The 20,600-nt window shown below is 63.2% G+C and carries 23 protein-coding genes; 11 read left to right on the top strand and 12 right to left on the bottom strand.

From position 1 onward, the window contains the following. Positions 1-4 precede the first annotated feature (4 nt). Complete coding sequence (locus NKH98_RS18560) at positions 5-607, top strand: nucleotidyltransferase family protein (RefSeq protein WP_352900449.1); 603 nt, start codon at positions 5-7, stop codon at positions 605-607. A 240-nt stretch (positions 608-847) separates the two neighbouring features. Here NKH98_RS18560 and NKH98_RS18555 read toward each other — a convergent pair whose 3' ends face one another. Continuing rightward, positions 848-1,843, bottom strand: coding sequence for an aldo/keto reductase (locus NKH98_RS18555; protein ID WP_352900447.1), 996 nt, complete (start codon positions 1,841-1,843; stop codon positions 848-850). 105 nt (positions 1,844-1,948) lie between these two features. Here NKH98_RS18555 and NKH98_RS18550 point away from each other — a divergent pair, with 105 nt between their 5' ends. From NKH98_RS18550 to NKH98_RS18530, 5 genes are all read left to right on the top strand, one after another. Next, positions 1,949-2,839 carry a LysR family transcriptional regulator gene (locus NKH98_RS18550; protein WP_352900444.1) on the top strand — a complete coding sequence of 297 codons (891 nt, stop codon included), beginning with the start codon at positions 1,949-1,951 and terminating at the stop codon, positions 2,837-2,839. A 149-nt stretch (positions 2,840-2,988) separates the two neighbouring features. Further along, the gene (locus NKH98_RS18545; RefSeq protein ID WP_352900441.1) at positions 2,989-3,567 is read left to right on the top strand and encodes a cytochrome b; all 579 of its coding nucleotides are present in this window, start codon (positions 2,989-2,991) and stop codon (positions 3,565-3,567) included. A 68-nt stretch (positions 3,568-3,635) separates the two neighbouring features. After that, on the top strand, positions 3,636-4,211 hold the full coding sequence (locus NKH98_RS18540; RefSeq protein WP_352900438.1) for a YceI family protein: 576 nt from the start codon (positions 3,636-3,638) through the stop codon (positions 4,209-4,211). A gap of 142 nt (positions 4,212-4,353) precedes the next feature. Next, complete coding sequence (locus NKH98_RS18535) at positions 4,354-5,340, top strand: Gfo/Idh/MocA family protein (RefSeq protein WP_352490432.1); 987 nt, start codon at positions 4,354-4,356, stop codon at positions 5,338-5,340. Positions 5,341-5,395: 55 nt separating this feature from the next. Continuing rightward, positions 5,396-5,695 carry an FAD-dependent oxidoreductase gene (locus tag NKH98_RS18530; protein ID WP_352900435.1) on the top strand — a complete coding sequence of 100 codons (300 nt, stop codon included), beginning with the start codon at positions 5,396-5,398 and terminating at the stop codon, positions 5,693-5,695. Between the two features lie 29 nt (positions 5,696-5,724). Here NKH98_RS18530 and NKH98_RS18525 read toward each other — a convergent pair whose 3' ends face one another. Beyond that, positions 5,725-6,471 carry a GntR family transcriptional regulator gene (locus NKH98_RS18525; RefSeq protein WP_352900432.1) on the bottom strand — a complete coding sequence of 249 codons (747 nt, stop codon included), beginning with the start codon at positions 6,469-6,471 and terminating at the stop codon, positions 5,725-5,727. A 99-nt stretch (positions 6,472-6,570) separates the two neighbouring features. Here NKH98_RS18525 and NKH98_RS18520 point away from each other — a divergent pair, with 99 nt between their 5' ends. The 3 genes from NKH98_RS18520 to NKH98_RS18510 all read left to right on the top strand — a co-directional run bounded on the left by NKH98_RS18520 (position 6,571) and on the right by NKH98_RS18510 (position 8,442). Next, complete coding sequence (locus NKH98_RS18520; protein ID WP_254815970.1) at positions 6,571-7,119, top strand: autotransporter; 549 nt, start codon at positions 6,571-6,573, stop codon at positions 7,117-7,119. Positions 7,120-7,294: 175 nt separating this feature from the next. Then, positions 7,295-8,080, top strand: coding sequence for a DUF899 domain-containing protein (locus tag NKH98_RS18515; protein ID WP_352900428.1), 786 nt, complete (start codon positions 7,295-7,297; stop codon positions 8,078-8,080). Positions 8,081-8,175: 95 nt separating this feature from the next. After that, entirely contained in the window at positions 8,176-8,442 is a 267-nt protein-coding gene (locus NKH98_RS18510; protein ID WP_352900425.1) for a hypothetical protein, read from the top strand. 46 nt (positions 8,443-8,488) lie between these two features. Here the strand turns inward: NKH98_RS18510 and NKH98_RS18505 are convergent, their stop codons facing one another. From NKH98_RS18505 to bcoG, 7 genes are all read right to left on the bottom strand, one after another. Next, on the bottom strand, positions 8,489-9,430 hold the full coding sequence (locus NKH98_RS18505; RefSeq protein ID WP_352900423.1) for an alpha/beta hydrolase: 942 nt from the start codon (positions 9,428-9,430) through the stop codon (positions 8,489-8,491). A gap of 85 nt (positions 9,431-9,515) precedes the next feature. Continuing rightward, positions 9,516-10,298 carry a carnitinyl-CoA dehydratase gene (locus NKH98_RS18500; protein ID WP_352900421.1) on the bottom strand — a complete coding sequence of 261 codons (783 nt, stop codon included), beginning with the start codon at positions 10,296-10,298 and terminating at the stop codon, positions 9,516-9,518. Next, positions 10,291-12,369, bottom strand: coding sequence for an acetate--CoA ligase family protein (locus tag NKH98_RS18495; protein WP_352900419.1), 2,079 nt, complete (start codon positions 12,367-12,369; stop codon positions 10,291-10,293). Before NKH98_RS18495 ends, NKH98_RS18500 begins: the two co-directional genes overlap by 8 nt. A 64-nt stretch (positions 12,370-12,433) precedes the next feature. After that, positions 12,434-13,597 carry an acyl-CoA dehydrogenase family protein gene (locus NKH98_RS18490; RefSeq protein WP_352900416.1) on the bottom strand — a complete coding sequence of 388 codons (1,164 nt, stop codon included), beginning with the start codon at positions 13,595-13,597 and terminating at the stop codon, positions 12,434-12,436. Positions 13,598-13,601: 4 nt separating this feature from the next. Next, entirely contained in the window at positions 13,602-14,675 is a 1,074-nt protein-coding gene (locus NKH98_RS18485; protein ID WP_352800713.1) for a 3-hydroxyacyl-CoA dehydrogenase NAD-binding domain-containing protein, read from the bottom strand. Next, a complete protein-coding gene (locus NKH98_RS18480) occupies positions 14,672-15,301 on the bottom strand; it encodes an HD domain-containing protein (protein ID WP_352900413.1) in 630 nt (209 codons plus the stop codon). The genes NKH98_RS18485 and NKH98_RS18480 overlap by 4 nt, the downstream gene beginning before the upstream one ends. A 28-nt stretch (positions 15,302-15,329) precedes the next feature. Further along, a complete protein-coding gene (gene bcoG, locus NKH98_RS18475; RefSeq protein WP_352900411.1) occupies positions 15,330-16,241 on the bottom strand; it encodes a 3-dehydrocarnitine:acetyl-CoA trimethylamine transferase BcoG in 912 nt (303 codons plus the stop codon). 76 nt (positions 16,242-16,317) lie between these two features. Here bcoG and NKH98_RS18470 point away from each other — a divergent pair, with 76 nt between their 5' ends. After that, complete coding sequence (locus tag NKH98_RS18470) at positions 16,318-17,298, top strand: GlxA family transcriptional regulator (RefSeq protein ID WP_352900409.1); 981 nt, start codon at positions 16,318-16,320, stop codon at positions 17,296-17,298. Between the two features lie 61 nt (positions 17,299-17,359). Here the strand turns inward: NKH98_RS18470 and NKH98_RS18465 are convergent, their stop codons facing one another. Both NKH98_RS18465 and NKH98_RS18460 read right to left on the bottom strand, forming a co-directional pair. Beyond that, entirely contained in the window at positions 17,360-17,569 is a 210-nt protein-coding gene (locus tag NKH98_RS18465) for a hypothetical protein (RefSeq protein WP_254815980.1), read from the bottom strand. Positions 17,570-17,734: 165 nt separating this feature from the next. Then, positions 17,735-18,391: an O-methyltransferase gene (locus tag NKH98_RS18460; protein ID WP_352505932.1), complete on the bottom strand. Its 657-nt coding sequence runs from the start codon at positions 18,389-18,391 to the stop codon at positions 17,735-17,737. A gap of 93 nt (positions 18,392-18,484) precedes the next feature. Here NKH98_RS18460 and NKH98_RS18455 point away from each other — a divergent pair, with 93 nt between their 5' ends. Then, positions 18,485-19,117, top strand: a complete 633-nt coding sequence (locus NKH98_RS18455) for a TetR/AcrR family transcriptional regulator (RefSeq protein ID WP_352820173.1) — start codon at positions 18,485-18,487, stop codon at positions 19,115-19,117. Between the two features lie 129 nt (positions 19,118-19,246). Here the strand turns inward: NKH98_RS18455 and xylA are convergent, their stop codons facing one another. Further along, positions 19,247-20,572, bottom strand: coding sequence for a xylose isomerase (xylA, locus tag NKH98_RS18450; RefSeq protein WP_254815983.1), 1,326 nt, complete (start codon positions 20,570-20,572; stop codon positions 19,247-19,249). Positions 20,573-20,600 lie beyond the last annotated feature (28 nt).

Below are 20,600 nucleotides of genomic sequence, written 5' to 3'. Positions count from 1 at the left end.
GGCGATGGACCATTTGCGCTATTCAGGGCTGCCCTTCGAGGAACAGCGTGCAGTCTTTCTCGATATCGTCTCAGCCGATCCGCTGGTCAGTGAGACGCTGTCGCGGGTACGGGTGCTAGGCCTGCCCGACTGGCTGGTCGTCTCCGGCGCGCTCTACAACAGCGTCTGGAATCATCTGACCGGAAAGCCCTCGGGGTACGGCATCAAAGATGTCGACCTGTTCTATTTCGATGAGAGCGATCTGTCCTACGAGGCCGAGGATTTGGTCATTCGTTGTGCAGCGGGGCATTTCGAAGGGCTTAAGCTGCCGGTCGAGGTGCGCAATCAGGCGCGGGTGCATCTGTGGTATCCGAGCAAGTTCGGGCAGGAATGCCCGCGTTATATGAGCGCTAGCGAATCGGTCAGCTATTTTGCGTCGAAGACGCATGCCGTCGGCGTCCGCTTCGATGCCGAGGGGCGCCTCGATCTGGTGGCGCCGTTCGGGCTCGACGACATCTTTTCGTTCCGCATCACGCCGAATAGGGTGCTGGATAATCAGCGGACCCATGAGATGAAGGGCAGGCGGGCACAGGAGTGCTGGCCGGAGATTACTGTCGTGCCTTGGTAGAATGTCGGCGCGAGGCACCTGCCCTGCCGGGCATCTCCCGCAAGAGGGGAGATTGGCAGTTCCAGCGCCCTGCCCGCCCTTCCGGCGCCGCCGGTGATTGGCGAAAGCCGAGGTGACGTCCAATCTCCTCCTTGAGGCGGAGATGTCCGGTAGGACGGAGGTCGCGCCAATTTCTCGCAATTATTTTGCACCGCTGCGGCACTCCAAACGGGGTGCCGAAACGCCCGTTTCGATTGCCCTTCACCCGTCGACCAGGGCCAGCAGCTCGTCGGTATAGCGCTTGCCCACCACCTTTTCCGGCGACAGGGCGTCGCCAATAGATGCCACTTCGGCCTGGCTCAGCACGATATCGGCTGCCGCCGTATTCTGTTCGAGATGTCCGATCTTGCGGGCACCAGGGATCGGCACGATGAAGTCGCCCTGATGCAGCACCCAGGCGAGCGCCAGCTGCGCCGGCGCCACGTCCTTCTCGGCGGCCATCTTTTCCAGCACGGCGACGACCGCCGCATTGGCCGCCATGGCGTCGGCCTGGAAGCGCGGCAACCCCCGGCGCCAGTCGTCGGCGCCGAGAACATCGGGCCTGGCGATCGTGGCGGTGAGCAGGCCGCGGCCGAGCGGGCTATAGGGGACAAAGCCGATGCCGAGCTCGCGGCAGACGGCAAACACCTCCTCCTCCGGATCGCGGCTCCACAACGAATATTCGCTCTGCACCGCGGCGATCGGATGCACGGCATGCGCCCGGCGGATGGTCGCCGCACTCGCCTCCGACAGGCCGAGCGCCCGCACCTTGCCCTCGCGTACCAGCTCGGCCATGGCGCCGACCGTATCCTCGATCGGCACGCTCGGGTCGACGCGGTGCTGGTAGTAGAGATCGATGATCTCGGTATCCAGCCGCTTCAACGACGCTTCGGCCACCGCCTTGACATGCTGCGGGCGGCTGTCGACGCCAGCCATGCGCTCGGTGCCGCTGCCTTCTTCGAGGATCTTGAAGCCAAATTTGGTCGCGATCGTCACATGATCACGCACCGGCTTCAGCGCCTTGCCGACCAGGATCTCGTTCTCGTAGGGGCCATAGACCTCGGCGGTGTCGAAGAAATTGACCCCGATCTCAACGGCGTGGCGCAGCGTGGCAATCGCCTCCGCCTCCGGCTGGCCACCATAGGCAAAGCTCATCCCCATGCAGCCGAGGCCGACTGGGTAGACGTCGAGTTCATTGCCGAGCTTGCGGGTTTGCATCACGTGTCTCCTTGTTGTGATGGTTGTGATGCCACGGAGATACCGTCTTGCGCAGCGTTCGATAATTGCCTCTTATTTGCACGGGCTGTTCCCAAAAATAGATCAATGAAGCGAACCTATCTTTCACAGCTTGCCGTGCTGGCAACGGTCGCGCAATGCGGCAGTTTTCGCGGCGCCGCCAAGGAGCTGGCAATCGCGCCGTCGGCGGTCAGCCACGCGGTGTCCAGCCTGGAAGCGCGCCTCGGCGTGCGCCTTCTGGCGCGCAGCACGCGCAGCGTCGCTCCGACCGAGGAGGGCGCGCAACTGCTCGAGCGCCTCAGGCCGGCGCTGTCGGAAATCGACCTGGCGCTGGAATCGGCGATCGAGGCGCGCGACCGGCCGGCGGGCAATCTCAGGCTGACCGTGCCGCGCACCGCCGCCCACCTGGCGCTGACGCCAAGGCTCGGCGCCTTTGCGGCTGCCTATCCCGACATCGTGCTGGAGATCGTCATCGATGACCGCTTCACCGATGTGGTCGAGGGCGGCTTCGATGCCGGTGTGCGGCTGGGCGAGAGCCTGCAGCGCGACATGATCGCAGTGCGCATCGGGCCGAACCTTCGCGGCGCGGTGGTCGGCACGCCATCCTACTTCGAGACCAGGCCCAAGCCGCAGCATCCGCGCGATCTCGCCGCTCACCGCTGCATCCGCTTCCGCTTCTCCAGCGGCATCATCTATCGCTGGGAATTCGAGAAAAACGGCGAGGAGATCGAAATCCCGGTGCAAGGGCCATTGATCCTCGACGAGGACCATCTGATTGCCAATGCTGCGGTTGACGGCGCCGGGCTCGCCTTCGTGTTCGAGGACTATGTCCGCGACCCGCTCGCCGCCGGCAAGCTCGTTCGCGTGCTGGAGGACTGGTGCCCGCCCTTCGATGGATTCTTCGTCTATTATCCGAGCCGACGCCAGATGCGGCCGGCGCTCAGGGCCTTTGTCGATTTCTTCAAAGTGAGTACATAGGGGCACCGTCGGAACTGCGGAGGGCAATCTATTTCGGCGTGAATGCTCGTCTTACGGCCCTTGGCACCGGCAATTGGTCGTCTCCAAACATAAGTGGAAACCGCCTTTCCGGGATGGAAGAAAGCCGACCTGGCATTCGTTCACAGACCATGTCAGCACTGCCCAAACACCAGCCGACCGGCTACGGCTGGACAGCGATCATCCTTCACTGGCTGATCGCGGCGCTCTTTATCGGCCAGTTCGTGCTCGGCTTCGTCATGGTGCGGCTGTCCAGCCAGCGCACCGCCTTCGAGCTGATTCAGCTGCATAAATCCTTCGGTTTCCTGCTGCTTGGGCTGGTCATCCTGCGCATCGCCTGGCGCCTTGGCAGACCGGCCCCGCCGCTGCCGCGCTCAGTCGGCCCTTTCGAGCGCCGCATGGCGCCGCTTGTCCATCTTGCGCTTTATGCTTTTCAGCTCGCTCTGCCGCTGTCCGGCTGGGCGCTGGTCTCGGTCTCGGTGCTGGAGATCCCGAGCGTGCCGTTCAATCTGTTCGTCATGCCCAATCTGCCGCTTAGTGAATCGGACATGGCAGAAAGCTTCTGGGCAGCGACGCACTGGTATCTCGCTTATGCCGGCATCGGACTTGTCGCTTTGCATCTCGCTGCTGCGCTGCGTCATCATTTCTGGCTGAGGGATACCGTGCTGACGCGCATGATCACGGCTTCGTCACATCGCGAGACGGAATAGAGCGGGCGGCTCATTCGTTCATGGGGCGAGGACGCAAGAAAGCGTTGCCTGCCAAGAGGACCATTTCCATGTACGCGCGCATCTTCGGATTTGCGGCAGCCGCCGCTTGTTGTGCCATGCCTGTTTTCGCCGCCGTTGCCCTTGGCGAGGCGGCCGGCAGCTACACGATCAGCCCAGGGAGTTCCAGCATCCACTTCTCCATCGCCAAGCTCGGCGGCGGCGGGCTCGACGGTGCTTTCTCCCGCTTCAAGGGCAATATCCTTATCGACAACAGCGATGTCGGCCGGTCCCAGGTCAATTTCACCATCTTCCCCGAAAGCGTCGGTACCGGCCAAAGCCGCATCGACGCCTTTCTCCGCTCGGACGCGGTTTTCGACGCGACCAACAATCCGGAGATCCAGTTCCGTTCGACCAGCGTCAAACGCACCGGCGACACGTCGGCCCTTGTCACCGGCCGGCTGACGGCGCGCGGCAAGACCTTTCAGGAAAAGTTCACGGCCGAGCTCGGCGGCCTCAAGGCGGGCACGATAAAGTTCCACGTCACAGGCAAGGTGTTGCGGTCGCGCTATGGCATGGATGTCGGCGCGCCGATTTATTCCAACGTCGTCGAATTCGACATGACGCTGACGGGTAGAAGAGGTTGAGCGGTTCTGCCTGCGGTTTCACCGTTGCTGCAGGACCTGGGTTCCTCTCCCCACTTCGTGGTGCGAGGAACCACGCTCCCGCATTGGCTTTTTCGTCCATTTCAGGCAAACCTCCAGGCTTGCAATCGAGAGGAGAAATCTGATGTTCCGATGGGGTGTTTTGTCGACGGCCAAAATCGGCCGCGAGCAGCTTTTGCCGGCAATCGTCGAGGCGGAGAACGGCGTGCTGTCGGCGATCGCCAGCCGCGATCTGTCGAAAGCTCGGGCGCTGGGCGAACGCTTCGGCGCGCGCCACGCTTTCGGCTCCTATGAGGAACTGCTCGCCTCCAGCGACATCGACGGCGTCTACATTCCGCTGCCGACCTCGCAGCATGTCGAATGGACAGCCAAGGCGATCGAGGCCGGTAAGCATGTTCTGGTCGAAAAGCCACTGGCGCTCGACGCCAAGGACATTCCGCCACTGATCAAGCTGCGCGATGCCAGGAAGGTGCTGGTCTGCGAAGCCTTCATGGTCGTCTACCACCCGCAATGGATCAAGGTGCGCGAGCTGATCGCCAACGGCGCCATCGGCCGGCTGCGCCATGTCCAGGGCGCGTTCTCCTACTACAATGTCGACCCCAACAACATGCGCAACAAGCTCGATCTCGGCGGCGGCGCGCTACCCGACATCGGCGTCTATCCGACGGTATCGACTCGCTTTTCCACCGGCAAGGAGCCGCTGCGCGTCCAGGCGACGATCGAGCGCGACAAGACATTCGGCACCGACATCTATTCCTCGATCCGCGCCGATTTCGGCGACTTCGAGTTGTCGTTTTACCTGTCGACACAGATGGCGGCACGCCAGGTGATGGTCTTTCACGGTGAGAAGGGCTTCATCGAGGTGTTCTCACCGTTTAATGCCGGACTCTACGACCATCACCGTGTCGAACTGCACAACCAGAACCACAGCGAGGCGCAGGTCTTCCGCTTTCCCGGCACGCAACAGTACCGGCTGGAAGTCGAGGCCTTCGCGCGGGCGGCACAGGGTGGCAAGGATCGTGTCTTTACCCTGGAAGAATCGGTGCTCAACCAGAAGGTCATCGATGCCATCTTCCGCGCCGGCGAGAAGGAAGGCTGGGAGGCAGTCTAGGCCGGCCGTGATCCTGCAACGGGCCGGTTTTTTGGACGAGATCATGGCGAAATAGATGCCTGACGATGCGGATGTGATCATTGTCGGCGCCGGCCTTGCCGGCTTTGTCGCGGCCGCCGAACTGACTGCGGCCGGCAAGAAGGCCATCATTGTCGAGCAGGAGCCGGAGCAGTCGCTTGGCGGCCAGGCACCCTGGTCGCTCGGCGGCCTCTTCCTCGGTGGGGTGAAACAAGCCCCGCCGGCGGCCGTTGCGCCAAGGTGGCGGTCGCACCGAACGGCCAACTTCCCTTGGAGCATTTTGCAGCCAAATGGAATCACTAGGCGTCCGCATAAATGCGGCAAAACAGTTAGTTAGAGCGGGTTACCGGTTCCAGGAGAACCGCTCTAGGCGAAGGGCTGCAAATTGACGTCCTGAAGCTTGGAACCGGCAAGCAAAGCCTCGAGCACCTGCTTCTTGAGAAACAGGCACTGCGAACGGGCAAGTTTGACGATGCCGGAAGCGTCGCCTGCCTCGCAGGCAAGAACCAGTTCCTTTTGCTGGGCGATGATCAACTGGGTGAAGTCGCGGGACTTGAACCCAAGGTGGAGAACCCGCGCCGATTGGTCGAGTATCTGGTCCAGTAGATGCGCCAATCGTAAATTTCCCGAGAGCTCCGCAAGGGCCAGACGAAACGCACGATCAGCCGCCAGGAATGCAACGTGACTACGCAACGTCTCCGGCTTCAGCACTTTTTTCGCTGCCAGCCCGATGTCCTCCAGCCCGCGCTCGGTAATGTTCGATGCCGCCACCCTGAACACTTCCGGTTCGATCAAGCTGCGGACATCGAAGATCTCGTTGACGTCCCGCAGGCAGAGCGTTGCAACGACGTAGCCGCGGCGCGGCTCGCTCCTGACCAGACCTTCCTGCATCAGGCGGGCCAACGCCGCGCGGATGGTCGCCTTTTTGATCTGGTATCGATCGCCGATCTGTTTTTCGGTCAGCGCTTCGCCGGGGCGCAGCACGCAGGCAATGATGTCGTTCCTCAGCTGCTCATATGCCTGTTCCCTGCGAAGGACGTCGGCGGCTGACAGTGCTGTCGCCTCGACCGTGGCCGGCCTCGCCGGCTCGGCGGTCAACTTCGTCGTTTTCATATTTTGTCCGTTTGGCTGTCCGGTTGACGCTGGCATCGGCATTCGCTAGCGTGAGCGCCTCAGGTTGAAACTCTGAGCATCTCAGGGAGGATAACTGATATGCCTTTACCCGCCAACTCGCCTCTCTACGCTGTTGCCGATGATATCGTCAATGCCGCGAAGGGGCCAGATCCCCTCGAAGCGGTAAGGACGGTCCTGGGCGACTACACCAACCGTTTTCACGCATCGGGAACACTCGCTCACGAAGAAGACGACGACGAGGTTCTTTTGCATGCGAGCCCGAACCTGACGATCTATCACATCACGTTGTCGCCCGGCCTGCAGTACCCGCCCCACAACCACCTGATGGATGCCTTGATCGGCATCTACAAGGGCAGCGAGACGAACTTCATCTATCCCGTTGCCGGCAGCGAACTCGATGTTCCCGAAAGGCAGGACATCGCAGCGCCTGCCGTCGTGCACATGGCGTCAAATACCGTGCATGCGGTTGCGAATACGGGCAGCGCGCGATCCGGTGCCCTGCATGTCTATCTCGGCGATCTCACACGAACCCATCGGCAGCTGTGGAGCCCGGAAAGCAACCAGGCCGAACCGTTTGACAATGATCGCTACCTGGCCGGCGCACGGCCCATCCAGCAGTCCGGGTAGGAATGAGCAGAGGCGTCGCGGGCGGCAAATTTGGCCGTGATCAGCGGACCCGTCGGAATCGCGTCACACTTGTCACTCTCGCCAATCCGCTATCGCCCCTATCCTGGCTCATGACCAATCAGCAACACGTCGCGCCGGGAATGGTGCGACAACAGACCAGCAAGGGAGATGCACAATGACGGCACATCAGAATGGCACAGGCGAGCAGACGACGCGGCTCGCGATGAAGACACCACCGGTCGTTTCGCCTGACGCGTGGGAGGCCGCGCGCCAGCAGTTGCTCGTGAAGGAGAAGACCGTGACCCGGGCTCGCGACGCCTTGGCCGCCGAGCGTCGGCGGATGCCGTGGATGGCGGTGGAGAAGACCTATACGTTCGAGGGGCCCAGCGGAAAGATGAGCCTGCCCGACCTGTTCGAGGGCCGCCGTCAACTGATCGTCTACCGCGCTTTCTTCGAGCCCGGCGTATTCGGCTGGCCCGATCACGCTTGCCGCGGCTGCTCGCTGGGGGCAGACCAGGTCGGCAATCTTGCCCATCTGAACGCCCGCGACACCACGCTTGCCTACGCCTCGCGCGCACCCCAGGCCGACATTGCGCGGCTGAAGGCGCGGATGGACTGGAAAATGCCCTGGTACACCATCACCGACAGCTTCGATGCCGATTTCGGCGTTGACGAGTGGCACGGCCATAACGTGTTCATCCGCGATGGTGATCGCGTGTTCCGTACCTACTTCATCAACAACCGCGGCGACGAGGCGATGGGGACCGTATGGAGCTATCTCGACCTGTCGCCGCTCGGCCGCCAGGAGGTTTGGGAGGATTCGCCCGAAGGCTATCCGCAGACGCCGACGTACAAGTGGTGGAACTGGCACGACAATTACGACGCCGAAACCGTTCCCGACAAAAAGTGGGTCGAGGTGTCGGACGCCGGAGAGGCCGCGTTCCGGAACCGCACCGAATAGAACGTTTGGCGTCGCGGAAATGCGGCTAGGACAATTGGAGGAGCGGGATGCACGTTCATTCGACCGCATCCCGCTCGCTATGCAGGACTATGGCCATGAGCGAGATTCATGCAGGCGGATCCACCGGCGATGCGAGCCCGGCCGGCCTTGGCGCAGCCGATTGGCTGTCCTTTGCGGCCGCGCCGACCTTCGCAACCATGGCGCTGCTGACGTTTCTCGGCGCAGCGCCGGATATGATGTGCTCGACCGGGCAAGATGCGTCGCCGCTGGGCAGCATGGTCCCGATGTACCTGCTGATGAGCGCCTTTCATTTGGGACCTTGGTTGAGGCGGGTCTCCGGCCACCGACGCCGCAGCAAGTAGAGCTATAGCGGCCGATAAAGGCCCTTCGCGGCGAGGAGGGCAGCCCTCACCAGATCCATTCGCCCTTCCCAAGTACCGTCACGGCATCGACAATCCGGGTAAAGCTCGTGCGGGCGCGGCCGGCCGTGTGCCTGGCTCTGAGATAGCCGTGCACCAGCCCCGGCTCCTCGAACCACCAGGCGCGTCCGTCTGCGGCAACGATGCGGTCGCGATAGGCTTCACCGTCTGACGACAGCGGGTCGCATTCGGCGGTGATCACGACGGTAGGCGGCAGATAGGCGAAATCGGCGTCCGCAAGCGGAGACAAAGTGATGTCGCCTGTGGCGTCCACTCCGCCCGTCCGGATGTTTTTATAGAACTCCAGATCGCGCATCGTCAGCATCGGCGCTTCGGCATGCGTGACATAGGAACCGCTTGAACGGTCGCCGCCAAGGCCAGGATAGATCAGCACCTGGCCGACCGGCTTTGTCACGTGGCCACGCGTCGCATGACTGACGGCACAGGCGAGATTGCCGCCGGCGCTGTCGCCGCAGAGCAGGACGGGGCATTCGTAAGTGGCGGTGGCCCATTCGAAGGCGCCAATCGCATCGTCGAAGGCGGCCGGGTGCAGATGTTCCGGCGCCAGCCGGTAGTCGACCGAGACCACCTCATAGCCGGTGCGGGCGCAAAGCTCGGCGCAGACATCGTCGTGGCTGTCGAGCCCGCCGAGGATGTAGCCGCCGCCATGGACATAGAGCACCATCGCAGAGTCGTTCGGCGCCGCGCTGCGATAAATGCGGATCGGGACGTCGTGCGCTGGCGCGGCAATGACGGTGGTTTCAGCCGTCACGCCATCCGGATAGCCGGCAGAGAATTCGCGGCACATCCGGTCGTAGATCGCGCGCTGCTCGGCGATCGTGTAGTCGATCGTATCCGGCGGATAATACGAATTGGTCCGTTCGATGAAGGCCCAGGTCTCGGCGTCGATGAGTTTCTTGTAGTTGGTCATGGAAACGGAACGGATCGTAACGAATCCGCCTGGCCGGCAGGCCGGAGGGGGTTCGGACGGAACGCCGTCGTTCCAGGGACACTCACTATCTGCCCTTCCACACCGGATCGCGCTTTTCGGCAAAGGCACGAAAGCCCTCGAGATTGTCCTCCGAGCCGTAGAGCGCGTCAACCGTCGGCAGTTGCCGGCGCGTCACCCGGTTCATGGCGTCCTGGAAGGTCAGCGATTCTGCGACCCGGGCCGTTTCCTTGATCGCGGCGAAGACCAGCGGCGGGCCGCTGGCGAGCAGCCGGGCGATCTCCCAGACGCGATCCTCCAGTCTTTCCTTGGGCAGCACCTCGTTGACCAGGCCCCAGCGATGCGCCTCGGCGACATCCATCCAGCGGCCGGTGAACAAAAGGTCCATGGCGACATGATAGGGGATGCGCTTCGGCAGCTTGATCGTTGCCGCATCGGCCAGCGTGCCGGCGCGGATTTCGGGCAGCGCGAAGGAGGAGTGGTCCGACGCGTAGATGAGGTCGCAGGACAGCGCCAGCTCGAAGCCGCCGCCGACCGCCATGCCGTTGACGCAGGCGATCACCGGCTTGTTGAGGTCGCGCAATTCCTGCAGCCCGCCGAAGCCGCCGACGCCATAATCGCCGTCGACGGCATCGCCGCCGGCCGCTGCCTTCAGGTCCCAGCCGGCGCTGAAAAACTTGTCGCCGGCGGTCTTGACGATGGCGACGCGCAGGTCGGGATCGTCGCGAAACCTCTTGAACGTCTCGCCCATCAGCCGCGACGTCTTCAGGTCGATGGCATTGGCCTTGGGCCGGTCGAGCGTGACTTCGAGGATCGTGCCCTCGCGGCGGGTGGTGATGACGTCAGACATTTTTGTTCTCTCCCAGCACCAGCAGCGCGTCGGCGATCCAGGCGCCCTTGCCCTCGGTGCAGACGATCAGAGGATTGATGTCGAGCTCCTCGATCTCGCCGGCGTTTTGCTGCACGAAAGCGGCAATGCCCGATATCGCATCGATTGCCGCTGCGACATCGGCCTTCGGCCGACCGCGATAACCGTCGAGAAGCGGGAACAGTTTCAAGCCGCGCAAAGCGGCCTCGATGTCGTCACGGGTCGCCGGCAGCATCAGTGTGACGCTGTCGCGCAACAGCTCGACCAGCACGCCGCCGGTGCCGAGCGTCATCACCGCGCCGAACATCGGGTCGCGGGTGAAGCCGACCAGCAGCTCGGCGACGCCGTCGCGCACCATGCGCTCGACATAAAGGCCGGTGCCGAGCGGGCCGAGATCATGGGCGGCGGTGCTGACCGATTCGGCATCCCTGAGGTTGAGCCGGACCGCGTCGAGCTCGGACTTGTGGATGACGCCAAGAGCCTTCAGCGCCACCGGGAAGCCGAGCGCCATCGAGGAGATCACAGCTTCGACCGCGTTGCCGGCGCGCTCGCCCTTCGGCACGGGGAGCCCGGCCTCGATGAGCCGCGCCTTCGCCTCGGCCTCGTCCGGCGTGACATGGTCGCCGGCCGGCGCGCCGGACGCCGAAGTGTCGATCGGCTGCGCCTGCGGCTCGCGCCACGCCCAGCCGATGAAGGCTGCCGCCTGGGCGGCGTCCATGGCCTCGGAAATGCCGAACAGCGGCACCATGCCCCGCGCCATCAGGCCGGCAGTGTATTCCTCGGGCAGGTTTTCCGGCAGCGAGGAGACGATCGCGCCCTGCGCGCTGTTGGTCTTCAGCGCCGATTCGAAGGCGCGCAGCGTCGCCCACCAGTCCGTGTCCGAGCAGCGGTCGGGACGCGGAAAGTCGAGCACCAGCATATTGAGGTCGAAGCCGCCAGACACCATGGCGGTGAAGGTGGCGGTCATCGCCGGCTCGTTGTTCCAGATGAAGGTGTGGTAGTCGAGCGGGTTGGCCACCGCGACCAGCGGCCCGAGCGTCGATTTGACCCGCGCGCGGTGCTCGGGGGTGAGTGGCGGAAACGTCACCCAGCGACCTTCGGCGCTGTCGGCCATGACCGACGCCTCGCCGCCCGAGCAGCTCATCGATGACAGCCGGTAGCCGGGCAGGGGGCCGGTGACGTGCAGTAGCTTGAGCGCCTCGATGAAGGCGGGAATTGAATCGATCCGGGCGATGCCGAGCCGCCTCAGGAAAGCGCCGGACGCCGCGTCCGAGCCGGCCAGCGACGCGGTATGCGAGACGGTCGCCTGCCGCGCCTGCTCGGAGCGGCCGACCTTCATGGCTATAACAGGCTTCTTCAGCTCGCGTGCCCGTGCCGCCAGCCTTTCGAAGCCGGCTACCGAATCGAAGGCCTCGATATGCAGGCCGAGCGCAGTGACGCGGTCGTCCTCGATCAGGCCGAGCGCTATTTCGGAAAGCCCGGTCTGCGCCTGGTTGCCGGCGGTCATCAGGAAGGCGATCGGTAGGCCGCGTTTCTGCATCGTCATGTTGATGGCGATGTTCGACGACTGGGTGATGATGGCAACGCCGCGACCGCCTTCCGGCAGCCTGATGCCGCCATGCTGGTCGGGCCACAAAAGCGCGCCGTCGGCGTAATTGATCAGCCCATAGCAGTTCGGCCCGATGATCGGCATTTGGCCGGCCGCCTCGACCAGTTCGGCCTGCAGCCGCTCGCCGTCTTCGTCATAGGCCTCGGTTTCGAGAAAGCCGGCGGCGAAGCAGACCGCACCGCCGGCGCCGCGCTCCGCCAGCGCCTTGACCACTTCGATGGTCAAGTGCCGGTTGACGCCGACGAAAGCGGCATCCGGCGCACTGGGCAATTCGGCCACCGAGCGATAGGCCTTGCGGCCGGCGACCTCGTCCTTGCTCGGATGCACCGGCCAGATCTCGCCGGCAAAGCCCATCTTGATCGATTGCGCGACGACGGCCGCCGCCTGCGCACCACCGAAGACGGCGATCGATTTCGGCCGCAAAAGACGTTCAAGCCTGTGCATTGTCATCTTTTCGTCTGAGCATGATCTTCTCCAAAGACCGGATTCCACTTTTTGGGGTCATGCTCTAGGCCCCGAACGGGCGCAGCAGCGCGCGCGAGATGATGTGGCGCTGGATTTCCGAAGTGCCTTCCCAGATGCGCTCGACGCGGGCGTCGCGCCAGATGCGTTCCAGCGGCAAATCGTCCATCAGCCCCATGCCGCCATGGATCTGGATCGCCTCGTCGGCGACGAAGGCGAGCATTTCGGTGGCCTTCAGCTTGGCCATGGCCATGTCCTGGTCGGTGACGGTGCCCTGATCGTACTTCCAGCCGGCTTCGAACACCATCAGGTCGGCGGCTTTCAACTCGGTCGCCATGTCGGCGAGCTTGAACGACACGCCTTGGAACTTGCCGATCGGCTGGCCGAACTGCTGGCGCTGCGCGGCGTATTCGATGGCATGGCCAAGCGCCCGCTCGGCACGGCCAAGGCAGGTGGCGCCGACTTGCAGGCGCGTTGCGCCGAGCCAGGAATTGGCGACCTCGAAGCCCTTGTGGACCTCGCCGAGTACCTGGCTCGCCGGCAGCCGGCAATCGTCGAATTCGAGAATGGCATTGGTGTAGCCGCGATGCGAGACGTTGCGGTAGCCTTCGCGCACGGCAAAGCCCTTAGTGCCCTTGTCGACGAAAAAGGCGGTGATCTTCTTGCGTTTTCCACGCGAAGACTCTTCCTCCCCTGAGGCCATGAAGACGATGGCGAAATCGGCGAGGTCGGCGTGGCTGATGAAATGCTTGGTGCCGTTCAGCACCCAGTCGTCGCCGTCTTGCACGGCGGTTGCCTTCATGCCGCGCAAATCGGAGCCGGCGCCCGGCTCGGTCATTGCCAGGCAATCCCATTTCTCGCCGCGAATGCACGGGAACAGATACTTCTCGCGCTGCTCCGCCGTACCGGCAAGGAGGATGTTGGAAGGTCGCGCCACGCAGGTCCAGTGCAGTGCGTAATTGGCGCGGCCGAGTTCCCTTTCATAGAGTAGCCAGGTCACCGTATCGAGCCCGGCGCCGCCGACTTCCGTTGGCATGTTGGCGGCATAGAGGCCGGCTTCGATCGCCTTGGCCTTGATCTCCTCGATCAGCTCGCGGCGCAGCACGCCGGTGCGTTCAACCTCGCGCTCATGCGGGTAAAGCTCGTTCTCGACGAAGGCCCGCGTCGTCTCGACGATGAGCTTCTGCTCCTCCGAAAGACCAAAATCCATGGTCTCAGCCTTTCTTCTTTTTCTTCGGCTTTTCAGCCTTGGCCTTTTCGGCCGCCCTGGAGGCGCTGGGCTTCTTTGCCGCAAGCTTGGCCAACTGCCTGGTGTAGTCCCTATGCAAGGCGCCGGCACCCCAGCCTTTGCCTTTGTTCTGCTTCGACAGTGCCTCCATGATGGCGACCAGATTGTCGTCGCGGATCTTTTCGAGATCGCGGATCGACAGACCGTGCGCCTGGTCGTCCGACTGGGTCGCGATCAGCTCGACCAGCTCGTCGTTGAACTCCGGCACGTCCATCAGCTTGGTCCACGGCCATTTCAGGCACGGGCCGAACTGCGCCATGAAGTGGCGCATGCCGGCCTCGCCGCCGGCGACGCGATAGACCTGGAACATGCCCATCTGCGCCCAGCGCAGGCCGAAGCCATAGCGCATGATGTCGTCGAGCTCCTCGACCGTGCAGATGCCGTCCTTGACCAGCCACAGCGCCTCGCGCCATGCCGCTTCGAGCAGGCGGTCGCCGACGAAGGCTTCGATCTCCTTGCGGATTACCACCGGCTTCATGCCGATCGAGGCATACATCTCCTTGGCGACCTCGATCGCCTCGGGAAAGGTCTGTTCGCCGCCGACGATCTCGACCAGCGGCAGCAGATAGACGGGGTTGAACGGATGGCCGACGACCAGCCGCTCCGGATGCTTCTTCATCGCCACCTGCATGTCGGTCGGCTTGATGCCGGAAGTGGAGGAGCCGACAATTGCGTTGGCCGGCGCATAAAGGTCGATTTCGGCCAGCACGCGGTGCTTCAGGTCGAGCCGCTCCGGCACGCTTTCCTGGATTAAATCGGCATCGGCCACCGCCTCGGCGAGCGTCTTGGCGAAGGTGAGCTTGCCCTCTTTCGGCAAGCCGCCGGGCAGCATCTGCTTGTAGGCGCGTCGCGCTCCCTTCATCACCTCGCCGACCTTGCGTGATGCCTCGGGGTCGGGATCGAAGATCGATACGTCGATGCCGTTGAGCAGCAGCCGCGCGACCCAGCCGGCGCCGATCACGCCGCCGCCGATGGCGGCCGCCTTGTTGATGATGCTCATGCGGAAGCTCCGGTTCTTGTGCTGGCTATTGCGGGGTCGGTGAGGGCGACGCGTTCGCCGGCACGGATCACGGACGCGTCATAGGCCTTGCGCGCGAATACTTCGAGCACGAAGGGCCGGAAGAAATCGATCGGCAATGTCTCGTAGTCGGGATCGAAGCTCGACTGATCCCAGCGTTCGCAAAACTCATCGCAATCGTCGAAGTAGATGTGCCCGGCGAAACGGTCGCGGGCGTGCGGATTGCCGCCGAGGTGATGGGCATAATAGAGGCGCTGGAAGTCGCCGTGCTTTTCCACCACCCAGGTGCATTGCTCGCGAACGAAGGGTTTCAGGATCGACGCCGCATATTCGTCATGATTATAGGGCGCGTAGATGTCGCCGATGTCGTGCAGCAAGGCGCAGGCAATCCAGTCGGTGTCGGCGCCGTCGCGCCAGGCCCGCGTTGCCGCTTGCAGCGAATGGCCGAGCCGGGTGATCTTGTAGCCCGAGAGGCCCGCATCCAGCTGGACGAGCGCGTCGAGCAGCCGTTCGCCGGTCTTTGCCGCGTAGTCGATCTCGTGCTCGGTGAGGAAGGCGTAATCCTCGCGGTCGCCGTCCTTCATGGCGGTGAATTTCACGGTCTTCATCGGCGGCTCCTCCCAACCGATTCCCTGTTCAAAGAGGTGCGCGCTTCGTCAGGTTGAGCTTCTTGCGGACTTCGTCCGGGCCGATGACCCTGGCACCCATATTCGACACGATGCTGACCGCCCGCTCGACCAGCTGCGCATTGGTCGCCAGCACGCCCTTGTCGAGCCAGAGATTGTCCTCCAGCCCGACGCGGACATTGCCGCCGGCGAGCACCGCGGCAGCGACGTAGGCCATCTGGTTGCGGCCGATGGCAAAAGCCGACCAGTTCCAGGTCGACGGCACATTGTTGACCATCGCCATGAAGGTGTTGAGGTCGTCCGGCGCCCCCCACGGCACACCCATGCACAATTGCACCAAGGCGTCCGGCTTCAGCACTTCTTCCTCGACCAATTGCTTGGCAAACCACAGATGCCCGGTGTCGAAAGCCTCGATTTCCGGCTTGACGCCGAGCGTCGTCATCATGCCGCCCATGGCACGCAGCATGCCGGGCGTATTGGTCATGACATAGTCGGCCTCGGCGAAATTCATCGTGCCGCAGTCGAGCGTGCAGATTTCCGGCAAGCACTGGCGGACGTGCTCCATGCGGTTGCTGGCACCGCCCATGTCGGTGGCTTTTTCGTTCAGCGGCAGCGGGTTTTCCGGCGGGCCGAACACCATGTCGCCGCCCATGCCGGCGGTCAGGTTCAAAACCACGTCGACATCCGCCGCGCGGATGCGCTCCGTTACTTCACGATAAAGGTGTACGTCGCGCCTGGGCTTGCCGGTTTCGGGATCACGCACATGGCAGTGGACGATCGCCGCACCTGCCTTTGCCGCCTCGATGGCCGAATCGGCGATCTGCTTGGGCGAACGCGGCACATGCGGGCTGCGATCCTGCGAACTGCCTGACCCGGTCACGGCACAGGTAATGAAGACCTCACGGTTCATCGCTAACGGCATCGGACTCTCTCCCAATAGGACGCAGGGCAAGAATGCCTGACTTGCCGGAAACTGTTTTGCGTTTTACGAAGATCGTGTGACCAAAAACGAAAAACCGACGATCTTTCAGGCCGAGCGTTTGCCGCTCAAGGTAACGCTGCTGGTATTCTCCGGCTCATCGATCATGTGCGTCGCCTCAGCCGTCGATCCATTGCGCGCCGCAAACCGCATTGCCGGTGAGACGCTGTTCGATTTCAGGCTGGTCTCGGTGACGGGCGAGCCGCCGGTTACCACATGCGGCCTGCCGGTGGCGGTCAGCGGCCGCTTCGATGCGGCTGACACAACCGACATGCTGGTCGTCGTCGCCGGATTCGGCACGCAGAACTATGCCACATCGGCCCTGCTGTCCGGACTGCGCCGGGCGGCGCGCGCGGCACGCGCCTGCGGCGGCGTCGAGGCGGGTACGTGGCTGGTGGCGCGCGCGGGCTTGCTGGAAGGGCGCAGCGCCACCACCCACTGGGAGGACATGGAGGATTTCTCGTCGGCCTTTCCCGGCGTCGACGTGCGCCCCGATCGCTACGTCATCGACGGCCCGGTGTTCACCTCCGGCGGCGCCTCGCCGACCTTCGACCTGATGCTGCATCTGATTCGCACGCGGCTCGGCATGGCCGTGGCGCTCGATGTCGCGAGCGTCTTCATCTACGACCAGGCGCGCGCCGCGACCGACGCGCAGCCGCTGGTCTCGCTCGGCCGTCTCGACGGCTACGATCCCAGGTTGGCGCAAGCCATCCGGCTGATGGAAGCGCATATCGACCAGCCGCTGACCATAGCCGCGGTGGCCAAGCGCGCCGGGGTGACGGCACGAACGCTGGAAAGTATCTTTCGCAAGTCGATCGGCGAAACGCCCGGCGCCTATTATCTCAGGCTGCGCCTCGGCGCCGCGCGCCGGCTGGTGGTCGACACGCGCGTGGCCATGGCCGATATTGCCGGGCGAACGGGCTTTTCGTCCGCCGCGGCATTTTCCAGAGCGTTTTCAAGAGCGTTCGGCGAAGCGCCGGTCAGGTTGCGTCAGGGATAATGCATGTCGCCCAAAAGTCCGTAGCGGTTTTGGGACAACGGCATGCATAGACAAAGGTAGATCAGGCAGCGTCCTGGCGGTCGCTGTTGCCGTCGATCTGCGAGCGCATTTGTCTCGCAAGATGGGTCTCGAAGCGGCTGGCGACCGCGCGATCCCATTCGTTCGCACTCAGCGCACCTTGCTTCGGGTGCGGCAGCGCCATCAGCCGGTCGATGATCGATCCGGCCTCGCCAGATGAGAGCAGGGCGTCGATTTCGCGTTCGTGCTGCATATCGTTTCGCCTCCTTCTTTCCGTTCCCGCCACGAACCACACTATAGGAGGTTCGTGACGGCTGTTTGAAGGCAAGAGCGAGGCGATTGATGGGCGGCGCCGGGCAAAGTTTTGTCCGCCGCCGCCCATCTTGGGCACGATCGTACCAGTAGGTCAGGCAGTGCTTCAGCCAAGCCGCATCGACAGCTCGACATCCTCGCTGAACGACGTGGACATGTAGCCGCCTCCGGTCGAGCGCACCCGCTCGAGGTATTCGGGGCAAAGATCGGCGTTGTCGGCAACGACGAAGGCGCCCGGCCTGAGGCGGCTTTCGACCAGACTCAAGATCTCTGGATAGAGCGCTTTGGCGCCGTCGAGCAGAAGCAGGTCGACGGTTTCGGGAAGATCGACGCTTAATGTTTGCACCGCATCTCCTTCTCGGATTTCCACCAGGTCGATGAGACCGCCTGCCGTCAGATTGTTCCTGGCGCGCGCCACCTTGGATGGCTCGAACTCGCTGGTGATGAGGCGGCCACCGCCATTGTCCCGCAAGGCTGCGGCAAGGTGCAGGGTCGAGATGCCGAACGAGGTTCCAAATTCAACGATCGTCCTTGCGCTGCTGCCCCGTGCCAGCATGTAGAGCAGCGTGCCGGTCTCTCGCGAAACGGGAAGCCAGAGGTCCTTTAGCCGCCCATAGAAATCGAGGTATTCGGTCTTGCTTCGAACCAGGCGCATCCGATCTTCGGCGGAGAGCTCCGCCACCGCAGGGCTCGTTGCGGCAGCGGCTTCCTCGAACAGGCGATCCAGCAGGGGCGCGAGCGGCGTTGTCGACAGTGTAGTCATGTTGGTCTCCAGTCAGAATTGAATGCGTTCTTGCGCGGCACTCAAAATACGACTAATCATTCGCATTTACTAATCGCATTGGCGCGCCTCTCAATGAGCGATCACCGCAGTCCGCGGATTTCCTCGCGAAAACAGCCCAAGCAGGCCCGCTCGGCAGAGCTCGTTGCTGCGATTTTGCAGGCTGCTGTTCAGGTTTTGGCGAGGGAAGGCGCGCAGCGCTTCACCACGGCGCGGGTGGCCGAGAAGGCCGGTGTCAGTGTCGGATCGCTGTATCAGTATTTTCCGAACAAGGCGGCGATCCTGTTCCGGCTCCAGAGCGACGAATGGCGGCAGACGACCGATTTGCTGCGCGACATCCTCGAGGATGTCGGGAAACCGCCACTTGAACGGCTGCGCGCCTTGGTCCACGCCTTCCTCCGCTCGGAGTGTGACGAGGCCGCGGTGCGTGTGGCGCTCGACGACGCCGCACCGCTTTACCGCGACGCGCCTGAGGCGCAGGCGGCAAGGGCGTCCGGAGACCGCACCATCCAGCTCTTCATGCAGAAGGCGTTGCCCAACGCCGCGCAAGCGACTCGCGAATTGGCCGGCGACCTGGTCATGACGACGCTCAGCACGGTGGGGAAGCAGTTCTCGGAGTTGCCCCGAACCCCCGCGGAGATCGAAGCCTACGCCGACGCCATGGCCGACATGTTCTGCGCCTACCTGAGAGGCCTCGATCACGGCTAAGGCAAATGCCAGGCCCGGTCAGCAAGCAGACCGAAAGTTTCGCACGGGCAAACCTTGTCGGTGTCAGCCCCGCGGAAAGTCGTCTTTATCCTGCGGCCGCTGAACAATGCGGCCGCGGGATGGTATGCCTCAGACGTACCGGTTGACGACGTTTTCGAGTAGTTCCTGACGACCGGATCTGGGCTGCGGCTCGATCTTCTCCTTGACGACGCGCTCGGCAATTTCCTCCAGCGTGCGCTTGCCGGCAAGCATCGCCTTGGCTTCGGCCGAATCCCAGCCGGCATAGCGCTCGGCGAGCGGGCCGGACAGCGCCTTGTCCTCGACCATGCGCGCTGCCGCCTTGAGGCCGCGAGCGCAGCAATCCATGCCGCCGATATGGCCGATCAGCAGATCCTGCGGATCGAGCGACTGGCGCCTGAGCTTGGCGTCGAAATTGGTGCCGCCGGTCTTGAAGCCGCCGGCCTGCAGCACCTGATAGTAGGCGAGAGCCATCTCCGGCACATTGTTGGGGAACTGGTCGGTGTCCCAGCCCGACTGGTAGTCGTTGCGGTTCATGTCGATCGAGCCGAAGATTCCCAGCGCATTGGCCAGCGCCAGTTCATGCTCGAACGAATGGCCGGCCAGGATGGCGTGGCCCTGCTCGATGTTGAGCTTGACCTCATTCTCCAGCCCGAAACGCTTGAGGAAGCCATAGACGGTGGCGACGTCGTAATCATACTGGTGCTTGGTTGGCTCCTGAGGCTTCGGCTCGATCAGGATGGTGCCTTCGAAGCCGATCCTGTGCTTGTAATCGACGACCAGATTGAGAAAGCGGCCGGCCTGTTCCTGCTCGCGGGCAAGGTCGGTGTTGAGCAGCGTCTCATAGCCCTCGCGGCCGCCCCACAGCACATAGTTCTCGCCGTTCAGACGCTTGGTGACGTCGATACAGTGTTTCACCGTCGCCGCCGAATAGGCAAAGACGTCCGGATCGGGATTGGTGGCGGCGCCCGACATGAAGCGGCGGTTGGAGAACAGGTTGGCCGTGCCCCACAACAGCTTGACGCCGGTCTGCTTCATCTTTTCCGAGAAATAATCGGCGATCTCGTCGAGCCGCGCCGCACTTTCGGAAAAGTCCCGGCCCTCCGGCCGCACGTCGGCATCGTGGAAGCAGAAATAAGGCGCGCCCAGCAACGAAAACATCTCGAAGGCGACGTCGGCCTTGAGCTTGGCCAACTCCATCGTGTCGGTGCTGCCGGCCTTCGGAAACCACGGCCGGTCAAATGTCTGGCCGCCGAACGGATCGCCGCCCGGCCAGGCAAAGGAATGCCAATAGGCGACGGCAAAGCGCAGATGGTCTTCGAGCCGCTTGCCGGCGACGATCTCGTCGGGATTGTAGAACCGGTAGGCCAGCGGATTGGTCGAATCCGGTCCCTCGTATTTGATCTGTTGGATGTCGCCGAAAAAACCGCTGCTCATGTTCTTTTCCTCTCGCATGGTTCGGCCT

The sequence above is a fragment of the Mesorhizobium sp. M0833 genome (genome assembly GCF_040319905.1).
Taxonomy (GTDB): Bacteria; Pseudomonadota; Alphaproteobacteria; order Rhizobiales; family Rhizobiaceae; genus Mesorhizobium.
Note: the sequence above shows the minus strand (reverse complement) of the source record. Positions and strands in the feature narration are given on the sequence as shown.